The sequence below is a fragment of the Bradyrhizobium sp. PUT101 genome (assembly GCF_052043945.1).
In the GTDB taxonomy this organism is placed as follows: domain Bacteria; phylum Pseudomonadota; class Alphaproteobacteria; order Rhizobiales; family Xanthobacteraceae; genus Bradyrhizobium.
Genome location: NZ_CP197207.1, coordinates 966,314 through 986,792 on the forward strand (window position 1 = coordinate 966,314; position 20,479 = coordinate 986,792).

The 20,479-nt window shown below is 64.1% G+C and carries 18 protein-coding genes; 4 read left to right on the forward strand and 14 right to left on the reverse strand.

Annotation, left to right across the window (positions count from 1 at the left end):
• Positions 1 to 66: 66 nt before the first annotated feature.
• The 4 genes from ACSHT2_RS04660 to ACSHT2_RS04675 form a co-directional block, all read right to left on the reverse strand.
• On the reverse strand, positions 67 to 288 hold the full coding sequence (locus ACSHT2_RS04660) for a hypothetical protein (RefSeq protein ID WP_440640580.1): 222 nt from the start codon (positions 286 to 288) through the stop codon (positions 67 to 69).
• A complete protein-coding gene (locus ACSHT2_RS04665) occupies positions 275 to 1,018 on the reverse strand; it encodes a carbonic anhydrase (protein WP_440640581.1) in 744 nt (247 codons plus the stop codon). The genes ACSHT2_RS04660 and ACSHT2_RS04665 overlap by 14 nt, the downstream gene beginning before the upstream one ends.
• Positions 1,019 to 1,148: 130 nt before the next feature.
• On the reverse strand, positions 1,149 to 4,652 hold the full coding sequence (gene dnaE / locus ACSHT2_RS04670) for a DNA polymerase III subunit alpha (RefSeq protein ID WP_440640582.1): 3,504 nt from the start codon (positions 4,650 to 4,652) through the stop codon (positions 1,149 to 1,151).
• A 570-nt stretch (positions 4,653 to 5,222) separates the two neighbouring features.
• Positions 5,223 to 5,945 carry an outer membrane protein gene (locus ACSHT2_RS04675; RefSeq protein WP_440640583.1) on the reverse strand — a complete coding sequence of 241 codons (723 nt, stop codon included), beginning with the start codon at positions 5,943 to 5,945 and terminating at the stop codon, positions 5,223 to 5,225.
• A gap of 255 nt (positions 5,946 to 6,200) precedes the next feature.
• Between ACSHT2_RS04675 and ACSHT2_RS04680 the strand changes: the two genes are divergently transcribed.
• The 3 genes from ACSHT2_RS04680 to ACSHT2_RS04690 all read left to right on the forward strand — a co-directional run bounded on the left by ACSHT2_RS04680 (position 6,201) and on the right by ACSHT2_RS04690 (position 8,220).
• Positions 6,201 to 6,509 (forward strand): DUF3551 domain-containing protein, encoded by a 309-nt coding sequence (locus ACSHT2_RS04680; RefSeq protein ID WP_271588328.1) that lies wholly within the window; start codon positions 6,201 to 6,203, stop codon positions 6,507 to 6,509.
• A gap of 1 nt (position 6,510) precedes the next feature.
• The gene (locus ACSHT2_RS04685; RefSeq protein WP_440640584.1) at positions 6,511 to 6,783 is read left to right on the forward strand and encodes a DUF3551 domain-containing protein; all 273 of its coding nucleotides are present in this window, start codon (positions 6,511 to 6,513) and stop codon (positions 6,781 to 6,783) included.
• 132 nt (positions 6,784 to 6,915) lie between these two features.
• On the forward strand, positions 6,916 to 8,220 hold the full coding sequence (locus ACSHT2_RS04690; protein WP_440640585.1) for an MFS transporter: 1,305 nt from the start codon (positions 6,916 to 6,918) through the stop codon (positions 8,218 to 8,220).
• Between the two features lie 49 nt (positions 8,221 to 8,269).
• Here the strand turns inward: ACSHT2_RS04690 and map are convergent, their stop codons facing one another.
• A complete protein-coding gene (map, locus tag ACSHT2_RS04695; RefSeq protein ID WP_440640586.1) occupies positions 8,270 to 9,019 on the reverse strand; it encodes a type I methionyl aminopeptidase in 750 nt (249 codons plus the stop codon).
• A gap of 212 nt (positions 9,020 to 9,231) precedes the next feature.
• Positions 9,232 to 10,023 carry a helix-turn-helix transcriptional regulator gene (locus tag ACSHT2_RS04700; protein WP_440640587.1) on the reverse strand — a complete coding sequence of 264 codons (792 nt, stop codon included), beginning with the start codon at positions 10,021 to 10,023 and terminating at the stop codon, positions 9,232 to 9,234.
• 108 nt (positions 10,024 to 10,131) lie between these two features.
• Between ACSHT2_RS04700 and ACSHT2_RS04705 the strand changes: the two genes are divergently transcribed.
• Entirely contained in the window at positions 10,132 to 11,211 is a 1,080-nt protein-coding gene (locus ACSHT2_RS04705; protein ID WP_440640588.1) for a zinc-binding dehydrogenase, read from the forward strand.
• 76 nt (positions 11,212 to 11,287) lie between these two features.
• On the opposite strand, the gene ACSHT2_RS04710 is transcribed toward ACSHT2_RS04705, so the two are convergent.
• From ACSHT2_RS04710 to ACSHT2_RS04745, 8 genes are all read right to left on the reverse strand, one after another.
• Complete coding sequence (locus tag ACSHT2_RS04710; protein ID WP_440640589.1) at positions 11,288 to 11,992, reverse strand: ABC transporter ATP-binding protein; 705 nt, start codon at positions 11,990 to 11,992, stop codon at positions 11,288 to 11,290.
• Between the two features lie 7 nt (positions 11,993 to 11,999).
• The gene (locus ACSHT2_RS04715; protein WP_440640590.1) at positions 12,000 to 13,280 is read right to left on the reverse strand and encodes a lipoprotein-releasing ABC transporter permease subunit; all 1,281 of its coding nucleotides are present in this window, start codon (positions 13,278 to 13,280) and stop codon (positions 12,000 to 12,002) included.
• A gap of 73 nt (positions 13,281 to 13,353) precedes the next feature.
• Complete coding sequence (proS, locus tag ACSHT2_RS04720; protein WP_440640591.1) at positions 13,354 to 14,673, reverse strand: proline--tRNA ligase; 1,320 nt, start codon at positions 14,671 to 14,673, stop codon at positions 13,354 to 13,356.
• Between the two features lie 434 nt (positions 14,674 to 15,107).
• Positions 15,108 to 15,644 (reverse strand): copper chaperone PCu(A)C, encoded by a 537-nt coding sequence (locus ACSHT2_RS04725; protein WP_440640592.1) that lies wholly within the window; start codon positions 15,642 to 15,644, stop codon positions 15,108 to 15,110.
• Positions 15,645 to 15,671: 27 nt separating this feature from the next.
• The gene (locus ACSHT2_RS04730) at positions 15,672 to 16,166 is read right to left on the reverse strand and encodes a TlpA family protein disulfide reductase (protein ID WP_440642767.1); all 495 of its coding nucleotides are present in this window, start codon (positions 16,164 to 16,166) and stop codon (positions 15,672 to 15,674) included.
• The gene (locus tag ACSHT2_RS04735) at positions 16,163 to 17,374 is read right to left on the reverse strand and encodes a sialidase family protein (protein ID WP_440640593.1); all 1,212 of its coding nucleotides are present in this window, start codon (positions 17,372 to 17,374) and stop codon (positions 16,163 to 16,165) included. Before ACSHT2_RS04735 ends, ACSHT2_RS04730 begins: the two co-directional genes overlap by 4 nt.
• Before the next feature lie 26 nt (positions 17,375 to 17,400).
• Positions 17,401 to 19,794: a TonB-dependent receptor family protein gene (locus tag ACSHT2_RS04740; protein ID WP_440640594.1), complete on the reverse strand. Its 2,394-nt coding sequence runs from the start codon at positions 19,792 to 19,794 to the stop codon at positions 17,401 to 17,403.
• 95 nt (positions 19,795 to 19,889) lie between these two features.
• On the reverse strand, positions 19,890 to 20,267 hold the full coding sequence (locus ACSHT2_RS04745; RefSeq protein ID WP_440640595.1) for a DUF2946 domain-containing protein: 378 nt from the start codon (positions 20,265 to 20,267) through the stop codon (positions 19,890 to 19,892).
• Between the last annotated feature and the right edge of the window lie 212 nt (positions 20,268 to 20,479).

Below are 20,479 nucleotides of genomic sequence, written 5' to 3' on the forward strand. Positions count from 1 at the left end.
TGGCCGCCCCGTCGCCGGCGCCGGCCTCACCGCGACGATCTCACGACACGTCCCCTCGCCCGCGGATCACGCGGCCAATTTCAATTCGGCGACGGTCGTCCGCGCAGCCGCCCCATAGAAATCGACCGGCCCCGGATTCTTGTACGCCGACGTCATCGCGAGGGTGAGCCCGTACCCCAGCAGTCCGGTGCTCGCATTGGCGATCACCGCATTCTTGCGGTCGCTGTTTCGGGCCAGATAGAAATAGGTTCGGCCGGATTGGACCGAGATGGGCTCAGCCCTGGGCAAGCAACTCGACGCTTCCCGTCCTCAGCCGATAGATACCGCCGACAACCTTGAGCTTGCCCTGCTCGGCCGCTGCGTTGAGGATCGGGGCGGCCGATTTCAGCTTGGCGACGTTGTCGAGGACATTCTGGCGAATGGCGTTGTCGAGCGCGTTCCCGCTCTGCTGGGCCGCCGTCTTCACCGCCGGCGCGATCGCGGCGACGAGCGAGGGGATGTGCCCCGGCAACGGCTTGTCGTCCTTCAGCGACTTGATGGTCGCATCGACGGCGCCGCAATTGTCATGGCCGAGCACCAGGATCAAGGGCGTGCCGAGCACCGCGACGGTGTATTCCATGCTGGCGACGGTTTCGTCCCCCGCGAAGTTTCCGGCGACGCGGCACACGAACAGGTCTCCGCGTCCACTGTCGAAGGCATATTCGGGCGCGATGCGCGAATCGGCACAGCTCAATACGGCCGCGTAGGGATTCTGGCCGCCGACCAGTGCCTCGCGCTCGTGCTTGAAGTCGTGCCGGCGCGACACGCCCGAGACATAGCGCGCATTGCCTTCCATCAGCCGCTTCAGCGCCGCATCGGGCGACAGCACGTTCTGCGGTTTCGGCGGCACCTTCGCCTCCTTGGCCAACGCGGCCCCGCCAAACGCCGCCGCCGCAAGCGCCGAGGTGGCAAGGAGCATCATGGAGCGCCGGGAGGGAGCAACAGGTTGATGCAGATTTTCAGAGCATTTGTCGCACATGGTTGTTGTCCTTCCAGGGTTCCCGCCGAACGAGATTGTCGCGCCGACAACTGATAGCTGCGCTCGAGCAACTTCGAAACCACGCACGGGCCGAATAGTTAAGCTTTGGTTTGCGGCGGTGACGGCAACGTCAGAGCTGCTGCACGTCCACCACGCCCGCGACCGCCTTGATCGCGCCGGCGATCTGCGGCGAGACCTTGAAGCGGCCAGGCAGCTTCATCTCGACCTCGGTCTCCAGGTCGAGCATCATCACCAGCGAGACCTCGCCGTCGCCGTTGGAGCGCGGCGCAAGCGCGGGACTCCCGACCTTTGGCGCCCCGCCGTTCGAGGCCGCCATGTCGGGTCCGGCGAGACGCTTGGCGATCGAATCCAGCGGCTTGGTGTCGCGCAGGAAGATGCGCAGGCCCTTCTGCGTCTTGGCCGCGGCGTCATCGAGCGGCTCGGCATGCAGCACGCGGGCGCGCACGTCCTCGCCCTGAAGCTCGGCCCCAAGCTGCAGCAGCACGGCCGCGCCCGGCTCCAGCACGTCGCGATATTGCGCGAGCCCTTCGGAGAACAGCACCGCCTCGAAATGGCCGGTCGGATCCGACAGGCCCATGATGCCCATCTTGTTGCCGGTCTTGGTGCGCCGCTCCATGCGCGAAACCACGGTGGCGGCGACCTTGCCGGCGGTCGCGCCGGTCTTCACCGCGCGCGAGAACTCGGCCCAGCTCTGCACCCGCAGCCGCTTCAGCACGGTCGCATAGTCGTCGAGCGGATGGCCGGACAGGAAGAATCCGATCGCGTCGTATTCGCGGCGCAGCCGCTCGGCCGGCAGCCACGGCTCGACCTGCGGCAGCATGATGGTCGGCGCATCCGCCGACATGCCGAACATGTCGTTCTGGCCGATGGTCGCGGCCTCGTGCGCGCGCTGGCACGCGGCGAGGATCGAGTCGGCACCGGCAAAGACACGCGCCCGGTTCGGCTCCAGCGTATCGAAGGCGCCGGCGGCAGCGAGACTTTCGATGATGCGCTTGTTGATCGCGCGCGGCGAGACCCGCGCGGCGAAATCGGCGAGCGAGGTGAACAGGCCGTTCTTCGTCCGCTCCGCGATGATCTGCTCGATCGCCTGAATGCCGACGCCCTTGAGCGCTGCGAGCGCGTAGTAGATCGTCTTCTCGCCGACGTCGAAGGTCGCGCCTGACCGGTTGATGTTGGGCGGTTCGACCTTGATGCCGAGCCGCTGCGCCTCGGAGCGGAATTCGGAGAGCTTGTCGGTGTTGTTGAGATCGAGCGTCATCGACGCCGCGATGAACTCCACGGGATAATGCGCCTTCATGTAGGCGGTGTGGTAGGACACCAGCGCGTAAGCCGCCGCGTGGCTCTTGTTGAAGCCGTAGTCGGCAAACTTCGCCAGGAGTTCGAAGATGGTCTCGGCCTGCCCCTTCGGCACGCCGTTCTTCACCGCGCCCGCGACGAAGATGTCGCGCTGCTTGTCCATCTCGGCGCGGATCTTCTTGCCCATGGCGCGGCGCAAGAGGTCGGCGTCGCCGAGCGAATAGCCCGACATCACCTGCGCGATCTGCATCACCTGTTCCTGGTAGATGATGACGCCGAAGGTCTCCTTGAGGATCGGCTCCAGCACGGGATGCAGATATTCCGGCTCCTCGTCGCCATGCTTGCGCGCGCAGTAGGTCGGGATGTTCGCCATCGGGCCCGGTCGATAGAGCGCGACCAGCGCGATGATGTCCTCGAAACGGTCCGGACGCATGTCGATCAGCGCCCGCCGCATGCCCTGGCTTTCAACCTGGAATACACCCACCACGTCGCCCCGGGCCAGCATCTGGTAGCTATCGGCATCGTCGATCGGCAGCGTGGCAAGATCGACATCGATGCCGCGCGGCTTGAGCAGTTTGACTGCGACGTCGAGGACTGTGAGCGTCTTCAAGCCGAGGAAGTCAAACTTCACGAGCCCCGCGGGCTCGACCCATTTCATGTTGAACTGGGTCACCGGCATGTCGGATTTGGGATCGCGGTAGAGCGGCACGAGCTCGCTCAACGGGCGATCGCCGATCACGATGCCGGCCGCATGGGTCGAGGCGTGGCGCGTCAGGCCTTCGAGGCGCTGCGCGATGTCGAAGGCGCGCGCCACCACCGGGTCTTCGTCGCGAAACGCCTGGAGCTTCGGCTCGCTCTCGATCGCGGCGGCCAGCGTCACCGGTGCCGCGGGATTCTGCGGCACCAGTTTTGTAAGCTTGTCGACCTGGCCATAGGGCATCTGGAGGACGCGCCCGACGTCGCGCAGCACGCCGCGCGCCTGCAGCGTACCGAAGGTGATGATCTGCGCGACCTGGTCGCGGCCGTAGCGCTGCTGAACGTACTGGATGACCTCGCCGCGGCGGTCCTGGCAGAAGTCGATGTCGAAGTCCGGCATCGAGACGCGTTCGGGATTGAGGAAGCGCTCGAACAGCAGGCCGAACTTGATCGGATCGAGGTCGGTGATGGTCAGCGCCCAGGCGACCAGCGAGCCGGCGCCGGAGCCGCGGCCCGGCCCGACCGGAATCCCTTGCGACTTCGCCCATTTGATGAAGTCGGACACGATCAGGAAGTAGCCCGCGTATTTCATCCGCATGATGACGTCGAGCTCGAAGGCGAGCCGCTTGGCGTAGGTCTCTTCCGTCGTGCCCTGCGACAGGCCATGCACGCGCAGGCGGTTGGCGAGCCCCTCCTCCGCCTGGCGCTTCAGTTCAGCCGCCTCGACTGCAGCGGCGTCCGAGCTCGACGCGGCGCCGACGGTGAAGAAAGGCAGGATCGGCTTGCGTGTCATCGGCCGGAACGAGCAGCGCTCGGCGATCTCCACCGTCGAGGCCAGCGCCTCCGGGATGTCGGCGAACAGCACCGCCATTTCGGCGCGCGTCTTGAAGCGATGATCCGGCGTGAGCTGCTCGCGCTCGGTCTCGGCGATCAGTCGCCCGCCGGCGATGCAGAGGAGCGCGTCATGGGCTTCATAATCGTCGGTCGCGGCGAAATACGGCTCGTTGGTCGCAACCAGCGGCAATCCCTTGGCGTAGGCGATGTCGATCAAGCCGCTTTCGACGCGCCGCTCCTTCTCGGTGTTGTGGCGCTGCAATTCGACGTAGAGGCGGTCGCCGAACAGGCCGGCCAGACGCTCGCAGCGCTGGGCGGCGAGCTCGGCATGACCGCCGGCGAGCGCCAGCGAGATCGGCCCGTCCGGTCCGCCCGTCAGCGCGATCAGGCCTTCGGTCTCGCCCTCGAGCCAATCGAACTTGATGAAGGGAGCATGGCTGTCCGGCGATTCCAGGAACGCGCGCGAGTTCAGCCGCATCAGGCTGCGATAGCCGCGCTCCTGCGCTCCCAGCAGCACCACCCGCGACGGCCCCATCGCGTTCCGCGCATTCGGATCCTGGTCGCCGAAATCGACGGCCAGCTCGCAGCCGACGATCGGCTGGATGCCGGAACTCGCCATCTTGTCGGAGAACTCCAGCGCACCGAACAGATTGTCGGTGTCGGTCAGCGCCAGCGCGGGCTGGTGGTCCTTCTTCGCAAGCTCGGCGAGCTTGGCGATCTTGATCGAGCCCTTGAGCAGCGAATAGGCCGAATGAACGTGAAGGTGAACGAATCCGGCGCTCGGCATGGTCGCGTGACGGCCTCTTGCAGATGAAATGGAGCGGTGGCCAACGCCGGGAGGTGTCAGGCAGATCAAAAGAGGATCCTGCACCGCCCGGGCGACTCGCCTCACAATGGTGGGGCGTCACTGCTCCAGAGTCCACGCCGGAGCGGCCGATCGGCCGAGTCGTCCCGCTTTTCCCCAGCGGCAGCAGCAAGCTCACCGGCCCAGAGCATGATCCGGAAAAGTGTGCAGCGGTTGTCCGAAAAGATCATGCTCAAACAGAACCTGAAGGGCGATGACGACTCATCCCAATCTCATCGCGCCTTAGAGCTGAGGAATCACCTGCGCCCAGATCGCGATCATCCCGACGAACAGCGTGATGGACGCCAGTGCGGCGGCCTCTTCCACGAAAACCCTGAACATGGCCTGCTCCCTTGTTGGAACGTATGAAGAACATTGTTCTCATTTTGTTCTTTGGAGTCAAGCGATCCGAGATCTCGCGAAGCGGGATGGTTAACTCGCAGAATGCAAACAACAAAAAAGCCCCGGCCGAAGCCGGGGCTTTCGTCAGCCGCTCGCGTTGAGCGATCTGTCTTAGTAGCGGGCCAGCAGCGGGCCGCCGAACTTGTAGTTCAGGCGGACGAGGCCCATGTCGACGTCCTGCTTGATACGATCGACTGCGCCACTGGCGAAGGTGACATTTTGGTCGCCGAGGAAGATGTGGTTGTACTCGACACCGACTGTCCAGTTCGGAGCAAAACCGAACTCCAGGCCCGCGCCAACCGTGCCGCCCCAGCGAGTCTCGTCCGCATTGTCGAGGTTTGCACCCGTAACAGTGCTGTAGACGTCGTACTTGTTGCTGACAACAGCCGCACCGCCCTTCACGTAGAGCAGGACGTTGTTCCAGGCATAGCCGACCTGGCCTGTGATCAGACCGAACGCATCGAGGCGCGTACGGTTCCGGAGCCCGGTGACGGCGCTGATGTTGTCACCCGAGAAGTCGGCCCAGTTGCCTTGGCCTTCCACACCGAAAACGAACTGGCCGGTCTGCCAGCGGTAGCCGATCTGACCACCGACCGTGCCGCCGGTCGAGTTGTGCGAACCTTCAGAGCCGAAGTTGACGAGGTCCCACGACGTATCCGCCGAACCGCCACCGCCGTTGATGCCGATATAGAAGCCGCTCCAGTCGTAGACGGCGGCGATCGCCGCGGGCGGAGCTTTGGTGTAGGGCCGCGCCGCGAGGTCAGCAGCCATCGCCGGCGCAGCCGCGCTGAGCGCGACGAGGCTGACAGCGGCAAGCAACAAATTCTTTTTCATTTGGTTCCCGTTCCAGTTTCTTCAGTAGGCCCCCGGGCCGTGCGCAATGTCTTAGCAGCGGACGACGGAATTGCTGTAACCGCGACGCAACAGTTGGGTCGAAAGGACCTTGCTGCATTAACGAATGTTTATCGGCAGGTGTGTGGAAACCCTTTGGAACAAGTGTTTTCACGAGTTCCAATGTCGACTACAGGACACAAGCTGCATATGCACGTAACGACGTCGCGCGCACATTCGCGTGATTGGAGAATCGAAATGCGCGGTCGAGTTCCATTACCCATTGTTGCCACATTTTCGCTCGCATTCGTCACATTTGCATTCGCATCGGGTGCAAGCGCACCGGCGCACGCATTCGGCAAAAATCATCCTTTCTGCCTCACCGGTGATGAATGGCCGGGACTGAGCAATTGCAGGTTCGACACCTACGCGCAGTGTCAGGCGAGCGCATCCGGTCGCGCGCTGACCTGCATCGCCAATCCGTATTTCGTCGGACAGAGCGACGATCCATACGCGTATCAGAATCGTCCGCGCGCGCAGACGCCGGGCTATTTCCTGCCGCGCTGAGATGCGCCGCGCCCGCCTCGCACTCATCGCGATCGCCCAGCTCTCGGCCGGCGGACTTGCGCATGCACAGACCTACGATCCGAGCTATCCGGTCTGCATGCAGATCTACGGCCCCGTCGGCTATTTCGACTGCCGCTACGGTTCGCTTGCGCAGTGCCGATATCTCGCCGTGGGTCGTTCGGCGACATGTGTGGTGAACCCGTACTTTCCGCTAAAAATGCCTCCTCGCCAATCGGGGTCGGCCAACCGAGGTTCGGCACATGCGGGACGCTGATATGCAGAAGGCTCTCCGCCGATGCTCGGATGTTGACGCGGACTGATCGCAGTTTAAGTACGACAGACAAAGCTTGCAGGGGTGGCGACGTTCTCTGGGCTGGTTCCCGTTGACGCCACCAATGCAGGACTCATGACGACTTCGTCTCAAGCGGCCTCGCGACGCGCAAAATCGGCTTCGGCTTCCGCGCCCCCTCACCTTGCCATTGTGCTGTTCTCGCTCGCGATGGGCGGCTTTGCGATCGGAACCACCGAATTCGCATCGATGAGCCTGTTGCCGTTCTTCGCCGCCGATCTCGGCATCGACGAGCCGACCGCAGGCCACGCGATCAGTGCCTATGCGCTCGGCGTGGTGCTGGGGGCGCCTCTGATTGCCGTGCTCGGCGCGAGGTTCGCGCGGCGCACGCAGCTCTTGGCACTGATGGCCGTGTTCGCTCTCGGCAATGCGCTCACGGCGCTTGCGCCCGGCTATGGCGCCATGATCGCGGCCCGCTTTCTCTCCGGATTGCCGCACGGCGCCTATTTCGGCATCGCCGCACTGGTCGCGGCCTCGCTGGTTCCCCAACATCGTCGCTCGCAGGCGGTCGGACAAGTTATGCTCGGTCTGACCTCAGCCACCATCATCGGCGTCCCGCTCGCCAATCTGATCGGACAGGCAGTCGGATGGCGCGCGAGCTTCGGCCTCGTCTCGGTGCTGGCGTTGCTCACGGTGTTGCTCTGCGCCTTGTTCGCGCCGCGCAACCAGGCCGGCAAATCCGATCCGTTGCGCGAGCTCGGCGCGCTCAGGAGCGGCCGTGTCTGGATCACGCTCGCGATCGGCGCCATCGGCTTCGGCGGCATGTTCGCGGTCTATACGTATCTTGCGACGACATTGATCGAGGTCACCAAGGTCAGCACAGTGGTCATCCCGTTCTTCCTGGCTGTGTTCGGCATCGGCGCGACACTGGGCAATCTGTTCGTGCCGCGCTTCGCCGACCGTGCCTTGATGCCGACGGCGGGCGTCATCCTGCTGTTTGCCGCAGTCGCGCTGCTGGTATTCCCGCTTGCGGCCGGCAATCCCTGGCTGCTCGCGGCGGACATCTTCGCCATCGGCGCCAGCGTCTCGCTCGGCGCCATCCTGCAGACGCGGCTGATGGATGTTGCGGGAGATGCACAGGCACTCGCGGCCGCGTTAAATCATTCGGCATTCAACACGGCCAATGCGCTCGGCCCGTTCCTCGGGGGTCTTGCAATTCGCGAGGGATTCGGCTGGACCTCCACCGGTCCTGTCGGCGCCGCGCTCGCACTTCTCGGTCTGCTGATCTGGGCCATCGCCTCCCGCGACGCCGGGCCTGCGCCGGCCGGCATCATCCCGCGACGCGAGGCAGCTCCACTTGCGCCAGCGCTGGCACCGGACCACCGAAGCCGCAAGGCTTCCGCCAGCGATCCGGTGGCCTGACGTCGGTGCAGGTCAGGCGAGGCGTAAGGCGTCCCCGGCCCCGGTCGCCTCAGCCCGCCATCGTCACGATCAAAGGGCCGTGCTTTGTAGCGACAACAGTGTGCTCGTACTGCACCGTCGGCGCTTCAGGACTGCTGTAGAGCGTCCACGGATCGTCGCCATTCTCCGCCCACTCCGCGCCCATGGAGAGGAACGGCTCGACGGTGAACACGAGGCCGTCGCTCATGATGCGGCGTTCGGAGCGGTCGGGCCATGTTGCGATCTCCGTCGGCTCCTCATGGAGCGACAGGCCGACGCCATGACTGGCAAGGTTGCGGACCAGGCTGTAGCCGTTCTTCCGCGCAAAGGTCCCGATCGCCTGGCCGATGCCGGCAATCGGTTTGCCGGCGCCCACCTGCCGCAGGCCTGCCCACATCGCCCGCCGGCCGTCCCTGCAAAGACGTTCGATCCCGCGGGTGACGGGTGGAACGGCGAACGAGGCTCCCGTATCGGCGAAGAAGCCGTTCCTCTCGGCTGAAACGTCGATGTTGACGAGATCGCCGCGCGCGATCCGTCGCTCGCCCGGGATGCCATGCGCGATCTCCTCGTTCACGCTGATGCAGGTCGCTCCGGGAAAGTCGTAGGCCAGCTCCGGAGCTGAACGCGCCCCGGCAGCCTCCAGGAGCTTTCTCCCGATCTCGTCGAGCTCCGAGGTGGTCATGCCCGGCTCCAGCGCCTTCCCCATCGCCTCGAGCGTATTGGCAACGATGCGCCCGATCTCTTTCAGGCGGGTGAGGTCGTTGTCGTCCGAGATCGTCATGTCAGGCTGTTCCAAAAGCCGCGACATAGCGCTTGCGAAGCAGCCTTGCAAACGGAGATGGAGCAACTGTTCGTTGCCACGGTGGAGCGCTCAACCGCGATCTCGATCGCGGTCTCCTCATGACGCTGCGTCATGCGGGCGATGGACGGACCTAATCGGCTTTCGAACGTTCAATTTCGCCTGCGTAAGCAGCCCACTCGAATTCGAATGGCTCAAGCGCGCGCTCCTCCCTCGACCGGCGTATAGATCACGAGCTTCAGTGCGGGATCGTCGTTGGCCTGGAAGCTGGTGTGCTCGAAGTGCAGCACGCCTTTGGCCGGATGGTTCATGGTCTTGCGGCCCGAGATGGTGCTGCGGATATCGTGCGCCTCCCACCATTTGACGAATTCCGGACTGCCCTTGCGCAGGCGCGTGAGCAACTCGGTGAAGGCGGGATCGCCGGCCCAGACGTCGTGGGTCGCGCGAAACATCGCCACCATGGCCTTGGCGACATCCGCCCAGCCGGCGCCGTAGGATTTTCGCGTCTGCTTGTTGGTCATCATGAGGAGCAGCGTGTTGCGATCCTGCTCCGGCAATCGCCCGAAGGCGAAGACGTCCTCGGCCGCCTCGTTCCAGGCCAGCACGTCCCAGCGCCGGCCAGTGATGTAGGCCGGCTGGTGCAGGCTCTCGATCATCCGCTGGATCGGCGGCGGCACGATTTCGCGCGTGAACGCGCGCCTGTCGCCGTCGCGCGCCAGCGCCTTCAGGTGCGCATGCTCGGTCTTGCTGAGACGCAGCGCGCGGGCCAGCGCGTCGATCGTGGTGACGGACGGGCTGACGGTGCGGCCCTGCTCGAGGCGGATGTACCAGTCGACGCCGATGCCGGCGAGTTGCGCGACCTCCTCGCGGCGCAGCCCCGCGGTGCGCCGGCGCCGGCCCATTGGAAGCCCGACGGTCTTCGGCGACAGCTTTTCGCGGCGGGACCTCAGGAAGTCGCCGAATTCAACCCGGCGCGGATCGGCCATGACGAGCGTCCTGCAATGGAGGGCCTGTGGAATACTAGGATAATACCAGGCCTTCCTGTCCCCTCCAAGGCGGCGCATAGGGCTTCACCCAACCTTGAGGTGAACATCATGAAAGCTGCCGTGCTCAAATCCTTTGGATCGCCGCTGGTGATCGAGGACGTTCCGGACCCAGCCATCGGCACCGGCGAGGTGATCGTCGACGTCGTCGCCACGCGCGTGCTGTCCTACATGAACGAGGTCCTCGACGGGACGCGCAACTATGCGCTCGACCTGCCGATCGTGCCGGGCCCCGGCGGCATCGGCCGGGTCCGCGCGATCGGTCCAGATGCGACCAGGCTTGCCATCGGCGATTGGGTGTTCTGCGACCCGACGGTGCGCTCGCGCGATGACTCCGTTGCGCCCGATATCGCCCTGCAGGGGCTGACTGCCGCCGGGCCCGGCGGCATGCTTCTGCAAAAGCACTTTCGCCATGGCTCCTTCGCCGAGCAGATGCGCCTGCCGACCGAGAACGTCAAACGCCTCGGCGCGATCACGTCGGAGGAAGCGACGCGTTGGTGCGCGCTGGGGACGCTGCTGGTGCCTTATGGCGGCTTCCTCGCTGCAAATCTTCAACCTGGCGAGACCGTGCTGGTGAGCGGCGCCACCGGCAATTTCGGCAGCGCGGCGGTATCCGTTGCGCTGGCGATGGGCGCAGCCCGCGTGGTGGCGCCGGGCCGCAACGAAGAGATCCTCGCCGACCTCGTCCGTCGCTTCGGCGACCGCGTGAAGCCGGTCAGGCTCACCGGTAACGAGGACGACGACCGCGAGAGCATGAAGCGCGCCGCACCAAGCCCGATCGACTGCGTGTTCGATATCATGCCGCCTTCGGTGAGCCCGACCGTCGTGCGCGCGGCGGTCATGACGGTGCGCGCTTATGGCCGCGTCGTGCTGATGGGTGGCGTCGGCATGGCGGGCGGCGCGGGCCTCGAGCTGCCCTACCCCTGGATCATGCGCAACTGCATCAGCATCCATGGCGTCTGGATGTACCCGCCGGATGCGGCGAGCCGCCTGATCGCGCTGGTGCGCGCGGGGCTGCTGCGACTCGACGAGTACGAGACCACGGCCTTCGACCTCGACCATGCCAACGCGGCGGTCGAGCACGCCGCCGCCAATGGCGGGCCGTTCAAATTGACGGTGATCAGGCCTTGAGCCTTCGGCGAAGCGCGTTTTCGCCAATCCCACCAAGCACTTGGCTACTGTGCATGGGGTTGTTTTCGCGGCTTTGCTATTCGAGCTCGACCACCTGGCCGTTCGACAGCGAGACGCGCCGGTCCATGCGGCCGGCGAGCTCCATGTTGTGGGTCGCGATCAGCATCGACACCCGCGTCGCCTTGACCAGCTGCATCAGCGCCTGAAACACGTGATCCGCCGTGTGCGGGTCGAGATTGCCGGTCGGCTCGTCCGCAAACAGCACGCGCGGCGCGTTGGCGACCGCACGGGCGATCGCAACACGCTGCTGCTCGCCGCCGGACAGCTCGGCGGGGCGGTGGGTGATGCGGTCGCCGAGGCCGAGATAGCCCAGGATCTCCTTGGCGCGCTTGACGCTCTCGGACTTCTTCAGGCCGCGGATCATCTGCGGCAGCATGACGTTCTCGAGCGCCGAGAACTCCGGCAGCAGCCGGTGCGACTGGTAGACGAAGCCGATGTCGGTGCGGCGAAGCTGCGTGCGCTCGATGTCGGGCAGCTGCGAGGTCGGCGCGCCCGAGACATAGACCTCGCCGGAATCCGGCGCTTCGAGCAGCCCCGCGATATGCAGCAGCGTCGACTTGCCCGAGCCCGACGGCGCGACCAGCGCGACGGATTGGCCTGCCCACAGCGCCAGCGTGGCGCCGTCGAGGATCGTCAGCGGCACCTCGCCCTGCAGGTACTGCCGCTTTATCTCGTGGAGATAAATGACCGGTACATCTTCCGCCCCCTGCTGCTGCTCCATCAGCCCCTCACTCGTACCGCAGCGCTTCGACGGGATCGAGGCGCGCGGCGCGCCACGACGGATAGAGCGTCGCCAGGAACGACAGCGTCAGCGCCATGATGACGACGGCCGTGGTCTCGCCCACGTCGATCTCGGCGGGCAGTTTCGACAGGAAATAGAGTTCCGGCGAGAACAATTCGGTGCTGGTCAACCAGGACAGGAATTGCCGGATCGATTCGATGTTGAGGCAGATCACCAGGCCGACGAAGAAGCCGACCAGCGTGCCGACCACGCCGATCGAGGCGCCCGTGATCAGGAAGATGCGCATGATCGATCCCTGCGAGGCGCCCATCGTGCGCAGGATCGCGATGTCGCTGCCCTTGTCCTTCACCAGCATGATCAGGCCGGAGACGATGTTGAGCGCGGCGACAAGCACGATCATCGTCAGGATCAGGAACATCACGTTGCGCTCGACCTGGAGCGCATTGAAGAAGGTGGAGTTGCGCTGCCGCCAGTCGACCAGGAAGACCGGCCGGCCCGCCGCCTCCGTCACCGACTTGCGAAAGGCGTCGATCTTGTCAGGGTTGGTGGTGAATACCTCGATCGAGGTCACGTCGTTGCTGCGGTTGAAATAGGCCTGCGCCTCGGCCAGCGGCATGAAGACGAAGCCGAGATCGTATTCGGACATGCCGATCTCGAACACGGCGACGATCTTGTACGGCTTGATCCGCGGCGTCGTGCCCATCGGCGTGACCGCGCCCTTCGGCGCCACCAGCGTCACGCTGTCGCCGGCATGCAGCGACAGCTGGTCGGCGAGGCGTCGGCCGATCGCGACGCCCTGCCCGTCGTCAAAGCCTTCGAGCGAGCCCTGCTTGATGTTCTTGGCGATCGAGGTGAGGTTGTTGAGATCGTCGGAGCGGATGCCCCGCACCAGGACGCCCGAGGCGTTCCACGGCGACGACGCCAGCGCCTGACCGTCCACGACGGGCGCTGCGAGGCGGATGCCCTCGACCTGACTGATGCGCTCGGCGACGTCCTTCCAGTCGGTCAGCGGCGATTCCAGTGGCTGGACCAGGATGTGGCCGTTGAGCCCCAGGATCTTGTCGAGCAGCTCTTTGCGAAAGCCGTTCATCACGGCCATGACGATGATCAGCGTCGCAACGCCAAGCATGATGCCGAGAAAGGAGAACCCGGCGATGACCGAGATGAATCCCTCCTTGCGCCGCGCCCGCAAATAGCGCGCCGACAGCATCCACTCGAATGGCGCAAAAGGTGCGGTTTGCACAGTCTCTGTCATGGTCTCATCCATCGCTCGATAATCCCATGATTCGGGGTCAATTGTGGCCGGATTGGCGGCCGCGACCTCGGGCGATGAACAATATTCAGCCGACCAGCCGGGCGACCGCGTCGGCAGGCGACATGGTCTCGCGCGCGCCATCGCTGCGTCGTTTGATCTCGACCTTGCCGTCGGCAAGCCCCTTCGGCCCGATCATGATCTGCCAGGGGCTGCCGATCAGGTCGGCGGCGGCGAATTTGGCGCCGGCGCGCTGATCGGTGTCGTCGTAGAGCACGTCGACGCCCTTGGAGGTGAGCTCGGCATAAAGCTTCTCGCAGGCCGCGTCGACGGCCGCATCGCCTTGCTTGAGGTTGAGAATTGACACGCGGAACGGCGCGACGGCCTCCGGCCATTTGATCCCGGCATCGTCATGGCAGGCCTCGATGATGGCGCCGAGCAGGCGCGAGACGCCGACGCCGTAGGAGCCGCCATGGATCGGCACGTCGACGCCGTCGGGGCCCGCCACCAGCGCCTTCATCGGCTCGGAATATTTGGTGCCGAAATAGAAGATCTGCCCGACCTCGATGCCGCGGGTGTTGACCCGCTTGTCCGCGGGCACCTCCCGCTCGAAGCGCGCGGCATCGTGGACGTCCTCCGTCGCCGCATAGAGCGAGGTCCATTGCTTGATGATCGGCGTCAGGTCGCCCTCATAATCGACATCCTCGCCCGGCACCGGCAGGTCCAGCACGTCGCGATTGATGAAGACGCCGGATTCGCCGGTTTCGGCGAGCACGATGAACTCGTGGCTGAGATCGCCGCCGATCGGGCCGGTCTCGGCGCGCATCGGGATCGCCTTCAGCCCCATCCGCGCGAAAGTGCGCAAATAGGCGACGAACATCTTGTTGTAGGCGACGCGCGCTGCGGCCTCGTTGAGGTCGAACGAATAGGCGTCCTTCATCAGGAACTCGCGCCCGCGCATCACGCCGAAGCGCGGGCGCTGCTCGTCGCGGAATTTCCATTGGATGTGATAGAGATTGAGCGGCAGGTTCTTGTAGGACTTCACGTAGGCGCGGAAGATCTCGGTGATCATTTCCTCGTTGGTCGGCCCGTACAAGAGCTCGCGCTTGTGACGGTCGGCGATACGCAGCATCTCCGGGCCATAGGCGTCGTAGCGGCCGCTCTCGCGCCAGAGATCGGCGAGCTGCAAGGTCGGCATCAAGACCTCGATCGCGCCGGACCGGTCCTGCTCCTCGCGGACGATCTGCTCGATCTTCTTCAGCACGCGAAAACCGAGCGGCAGCCAGGCATAGATGCCGGCGGCCTCCTGCCGGATCATGCCGGCGCGCAGCATCAGCCGATGCGAGACGATCTCCGCTTCTTTCGGATTTTCCTTCAGGATGGGCAGAAAGAACCGCGACAACCGCATGGTAGCACTCTGGGAATCAGTGATCGTCCGCAGTGAAACCGGATTAAGAGCGAAAACACAAGGCCGGGAATGAGGAAAAGCCGCTAACGCAGCGAAATTCCTTGTCATTTTTCCGTCGGCTTCAGGTTCAGCTTGAAGCGTTGCTTGCGAAGGCGGCGTTCCAGGGAGGGCCGTCACGAAAGCCGGCAGCGGGTGCTCGACAAGATCAAGGCCCAACCCTCAACGAATGAGCGCCGCATGCGCACCGCTCGCGAAGCTGGCAATGAAGAGCAGCGTCGCGAGCGCAACAGGCACATCAGCCTTTTGACAGGAGCTTCACGCCAGGCGCGGGCGCCTTGACCTCATGCGAATGCCCTGCCCCCTCGGGCGGGACTTCGATCCAGCGGCTGACGCCGGCCTCGCATTGCCTTGGCTCCCGAGAACCTTGATCCGTCTCATTTCATCTTCATTCCCGAGTGATCCGGCATTTTCTTCATGTCCATGTGACCCGAGTGCCCTGCATCGCCCGGCGCCTGCGCGCCGACGCCCTGGACGTCGAGAGAGACGGCGACCTTGCCGGCCTTCTCGAATTGCAGCGTCACGGGCACCTTGTCGCCCTGCTTGAACGGGCCCTTCAGCTCCTGGAGCATCAGGTGGTAGCCGCCGGGCGCGAGCTTCACCGTCTTGCCGGGATCGATCGCGAGCCCCTTGTCGAGCGGGCGCATCTTCATCACGCCGTTGTCCATGGCCATCTCGTGGATCTCGGCCTTGCCGGCGATATCGGCGGACACGCCGACCAGCCTGTCCGCCGCGGTCCCCTTGTTCTCGATGATCAGATAGCCGCCGGCGACCTTGGCGCCGCCCGGCGTCGCACGGCTCCACGCCTGTGAAATGACGAGATCGCCGGCCTTGACGTCGTCGGCGACCGCCGGTGCTGCGCAGAGTGCAAGAGCGAACGCAGCGAGGAGCACATCTTTCAACTTTGTCTTCATATCGGTATTCCCTTTGCAGACTGAACTTTAGTGTTTGGAGAGTTGCTGCGCCGACCATTGTTCCAGATCGGAAATTTCGGCGGAGCCTTCGATGGTCGTGATGATCCCGTCCCGAGAGATGAGCATTGTCCTGGGGATGTCGCCCTGCCAGGCAGGATCGATCTCGAACCGCAAGCGTTCGACAAAGCCGTCGTTGAAGATGAAGTTCTCGGTCGACGACAGCCCCGCTTTATCGAGCATCGATTGCGTCGCGGCCGGCAGGTTCGGCACGAGATCGGCGCTGACCGTGACGACATCGATTTCGGGATGGTCCTTCGCAAACTTCCCGAGCAACGGCAGCTCGACTTTGCAGGGCCCGCAGGTCACGCCCCAGAAATGCACGAGCGTCGGGCGACCTGCATGCCCCCTCAGCACGCCTTGCCAGGTGCCGCGCTCGAACGGTTTGAGGCCCGCAGGCGATCCGAGGGCAGACGCCGATGCGATCAGGATACCCAGACCCAGAATGGCTGCAGATCGTTTCATCGTTGGTCCTCGATCGCTGTGAGGCGATAGCCATCTGCTTTCGTCATCCATGACAGATAGACATGTTCCCCATTGGAGACGAGCAAGGGATGATCGGATGTGTCGGTCGTGCTCGATATCGCCTTCGGTGGCGACCAGGTCTCGCCATCGTCGTGAGAAATCGTCATCTGGACCGTCGTCTTCTCGCCATCGAACTCCTTCCACACCATCACCGTCCCCGCCGGGCCCGCGAGCACGAAGGGGCGCGTCGGATTGCGATCCGGCCGCCCCAACGCCATCGGCGCAGAGAACGTGCGACCTTCGTCGCGCGAGTGGGCGTAGAACAACCCTTTACGAGCCTTCCCGTTCGTGTACCAGGCGACGTGATAGGTTCCGTTCGGCGCAACGGTGAGGCTCGGCCCGTGGTGCGGGCAGGCATTGATCTGCCAGTCGTCGTTGCTGACCCGATGGAGTTTCCCTGGCGTCGAGACGTCGGTGAATGTCATGATTGCGTGGTCGCGCACGCCCCCGTCGAATATGTTTCTGAAGATCACGGCCGGCCGCCCGGGCGCCGCGAACGTCAGACCCAATCGGCAGCACTCGCAGGTGCCGTCGCGTGCGAGACTGGCCTCGGCGTAGGTAGCGCCGCCATCGCGAGACGAGGCAAAGAACAGCGCTGCTCCCTCGTACTTCCGTCCCGCCTCTCTTGCGGGAACACGATTGCGCTTGTCGAGCCAGGCTGCGAAGACCGTTCCATCCTGATCGAGCGCCAGCGCTTCGAAACGCTGGCTCTCATTGCTTGCGGTGATGGGCTTCAGCTCCGCGAAGCTCTTTCCGCCATCGGCCGAACGCGTGTAGAGGACCTGGCCGTTGAAGGCTTCGTCCCTGAAGATCGAGAACGCAACGGCAATGCCGCCCTTGCGATCGACCACGATCTTCGGCCGCGCATCCGGCCCCCAGTCAAGGTTCAGCCGCTTCGTCGTGACCTGGATGGGGACCGAGAAACTGCGGCCCGCATCCAGCGAACTCGCGACCGAGACCTGCCCTCCCGCCATCCAGACCAGCCACAGCTTTCCGTCCGAAGCGAATGCGGGCGTCGCCTTGGTCGCACAGCGCAGCGTCGGCTCTTCACAGGCCGCTTCGGACGCATGCGGAGCCCGCATCTGTCCGAGCGCCGCACCTTGCAAGAATGCGAGAGCGACGATCCCGAGCAAGCCAATTCGGATCATGGCCCTACTCCCTTCAAGAGCCCGGATCATTTGAACGCCACCTTCATACCTGCAACAAAGGTGCGCGGCGAGCCCGCATAGATCGATCCTGTGGTGTTTGCGAGCACACTCGCAGGATTTTGAAGGCCCGTTGCCGTCACCGTGTTGGCGATGTTGTTTGCCGAAGCGATGTAGGTGCGGTCGAATACGTTCCTGACCTCGAGAAACAGATTCAGGGATCTGAAAGTGTCCGACACCAGATCGGTCTTGTAGTGAACGTTCAAATTGACCAGCTCATAGCCGGGCGCCTTCAGCAGATTCGCATTGTCCATGTAGAAGGAGTCCTTCCACTGGAGTTCGACAAAACCTCCGAGACCTGCAAGCGGCCCGGCGAACTCGTCGTAGCCAATTCGAGCCGTCAGCTCGTTGGGCGAGATACCGGGAATCTTGTTGCCGGCACGGTTGAAGCTGAACACGGCGCCATTGGTGATGTTCTCGACATATTCGGTGTAGACCTCGTCGAGATAGGTATACGCCGCCATGAACCGCCAGCCTGGATAGAACTTCCAGTCGGCGGCAAGCTCTATGCCGCGGTGCTCCGACCGCGGCGCGTTGAACGTATAGGATATGCCGGAGATCGGTGTCGCCTGACTGACGATCTCGTTGCGGAAGAACTCGTAGAAGCCGGTCGCGCTGAGCTTGAGCGTGTTGTTCGGAGTCCAATCGAAACCGAGGTCGTAACCCAGAGTCCTCTGAGTTTGGAGCTGCGTATTGTTGCCCGACAAACCCGTCGGAAGGACGAAGAGGTTCGAAACCTGCGGAGTGCCGTATCCCGTGGCAACTCGTCCGCGGAAGAGCCATTCGTTGTTGAGATTGTAGAGGAGTGCCAACTCTGGCGCAGCATTTTGAAACTGCCGGTCCGCGGTCGTCAGGGTTGTTGTGGTGATGCCGGTCGGACCCGCGTACGCATACGCCGTGTTTATCCCCTTCATTAGGGTGGTCTCCCAACCAACGCCGGCGACCGCCGTCAGCGAGGTCGTCAGCCTGAGCTCTTCCCTGGCACGCACACCATAATTGGTCGTTTCGCTGAAGAGATTGCTCGAGAGCCTGCCGAGCGTGGCATTGCCCCCTGGCATCACGTTTCGCGTGTCGCTCGACGCTGTCAGCGTATTATAGAAGGCGCCGAAGAACGTGGTGGACTCCAGGCCAAGAAGCTCGCCGCGCTTGGTCAGATCGCTCATGTAGTTGTACGATGGAAAATCTCCGATCGAGCTGGTCTGTCCGGTCGGCTGGCGGATGTTTCTGTCGTCGAACACGAACTGGTTGCGCCACGTCATCGTGTTGTCGAAATCATGCTCCCATCGACCGCCGACGATGGTGCGGCGATCGTTGCGGCCGAGCCCGGCCTGCAGGGCCGTCTCCGTGTCGGTCCCGCCAGTTGCGTTGAAGCCGTTGTTGAACAGCCTGACCGTACCGCATCCCGGCGCGGCGGTGGCACCGGTAGCACATCCCTGCTGGAACGGGTTGAGGTAATACTGGTTCAGCGACTGCCGGATCGGCAACCGCGTGCTGAGGTCATTGTTGATGATCTTGACCGTGAAGCGGTCATCCGGCGTCGCCTTGAGCGTGCCGAGAAAGTTGACGGTCTGCGTGTTGAACCAGCTGTTGCCGATGTAGCCGTCGCCTCGGGTGTCGCTCGCGAACAGCGAGCCCTCGAAATTCCCGACCTTCTTGCCGGCGGCGAGGTAGTTGTTGAGATAACCGTAGCTGCCGCCGTCCACGCCATATTCGACGCCGTCGATCGTGCCGCCGGGCCGCGTCCGGAAATTCAGCGCACCGCCGGTCGCGTAGTTGCCGTAGAGCGCCGACGAGGGGCCGCGGATCACGTCGATCGCGCCATAGGCGTGAGGATCGATGAGGTCGCTCCGCGACAGGCCATCCGGCTGCGTGACGGGGAAGCCGTCCTCGAAGATCACGAGATTGCGGATCGCGAAGCCGTTCCGGGCGTTGGAGCCACGAATCGAGATACCGAAATCGCGGGGACCGTTCCCCTGCTTGATCGAAATGCCCGGACTGTCCCGCAAGACGTCGCTGACCGAAAACGCCGGGCGATTGTCGAACTGGCTGCGATCGATGGTCGTCGAGGTCTGGCCGGCCGGCGACTGATTGAGACCAGCCCGCGCTGCGCCGGCAGACGCGGCCAGGTTTTGGGCCGGCGCGCTGGCGGTCGCGTTCTGAGCAACGGGCCTCGCTGCGCGTCCCGCCGAAGCTGAGCGCAGTCGCGATGGCCGGGTGATTGGTTTGGGGCGCGAAGGCGCCTCAACCGTCACCGCGGGAAGCGATTCCGAGGCGCCCTGGGCCAGCGCGTCTGAGCCGATCGAGGACACCAGCCCGCAAAGCACGGGCAAGCTCGCGCGGCTGATCGCACGAATGCGTAACATCTCTTGAATTCCTGACATCCGGCACGTCGGCCGGTCCATTGAGCACGCCATCGGCACGGCAACGGCGCGCGCCAATGGTTCGGTTTGTCGCTACGTCAGGAAAATTGAGGGGGTGCGCGAGCCTGGGCGCTCGAGCCCTTGTAGGCGGCGATGGCGGACACATCGGCCGCAAGCCACACCACACGTTCGACGTGACGGAAGGGAGTGGCGAGAGCAACCTGCGGCGGCGAATCGAGCGACGCATTGGCCTGGGCCAGGCAACACAGGGCGCACGCGCCGGCATGCGCGGTCGGCGTACCGGTCGGATCATTCGGACCGCCGCCCTGCTCGCTCGCGCTATGGCAGATGACGGCGGCGGAAAGCGGATCGGCCATAGCCTGGCCGGTCGCCCAGCACGCGGCAATCGGCGCCAGCACCTGCATCACCAGGGCGAGCAGGACGATGGGAAGGAATTTCTGTAGCCGAGCGCGCATCCGCGAACCATTCGTTCGTCAGTCAACTAAACACTGCGGTCAGGGCCGAGTCGAGGTCAGTTCCGCCGCCTTCTTGGCCCAGCGCAAATTTCTCGAAGACTGTGGTCGGCGCGCTCCACCGCCGCCCGTCCGCGATTTGAGGCAGGGAAACCCTCCCGCCCCGTCCACAAATTTCTTATATTTGTCATATATTTAGGTGACCTGAAGCTCGA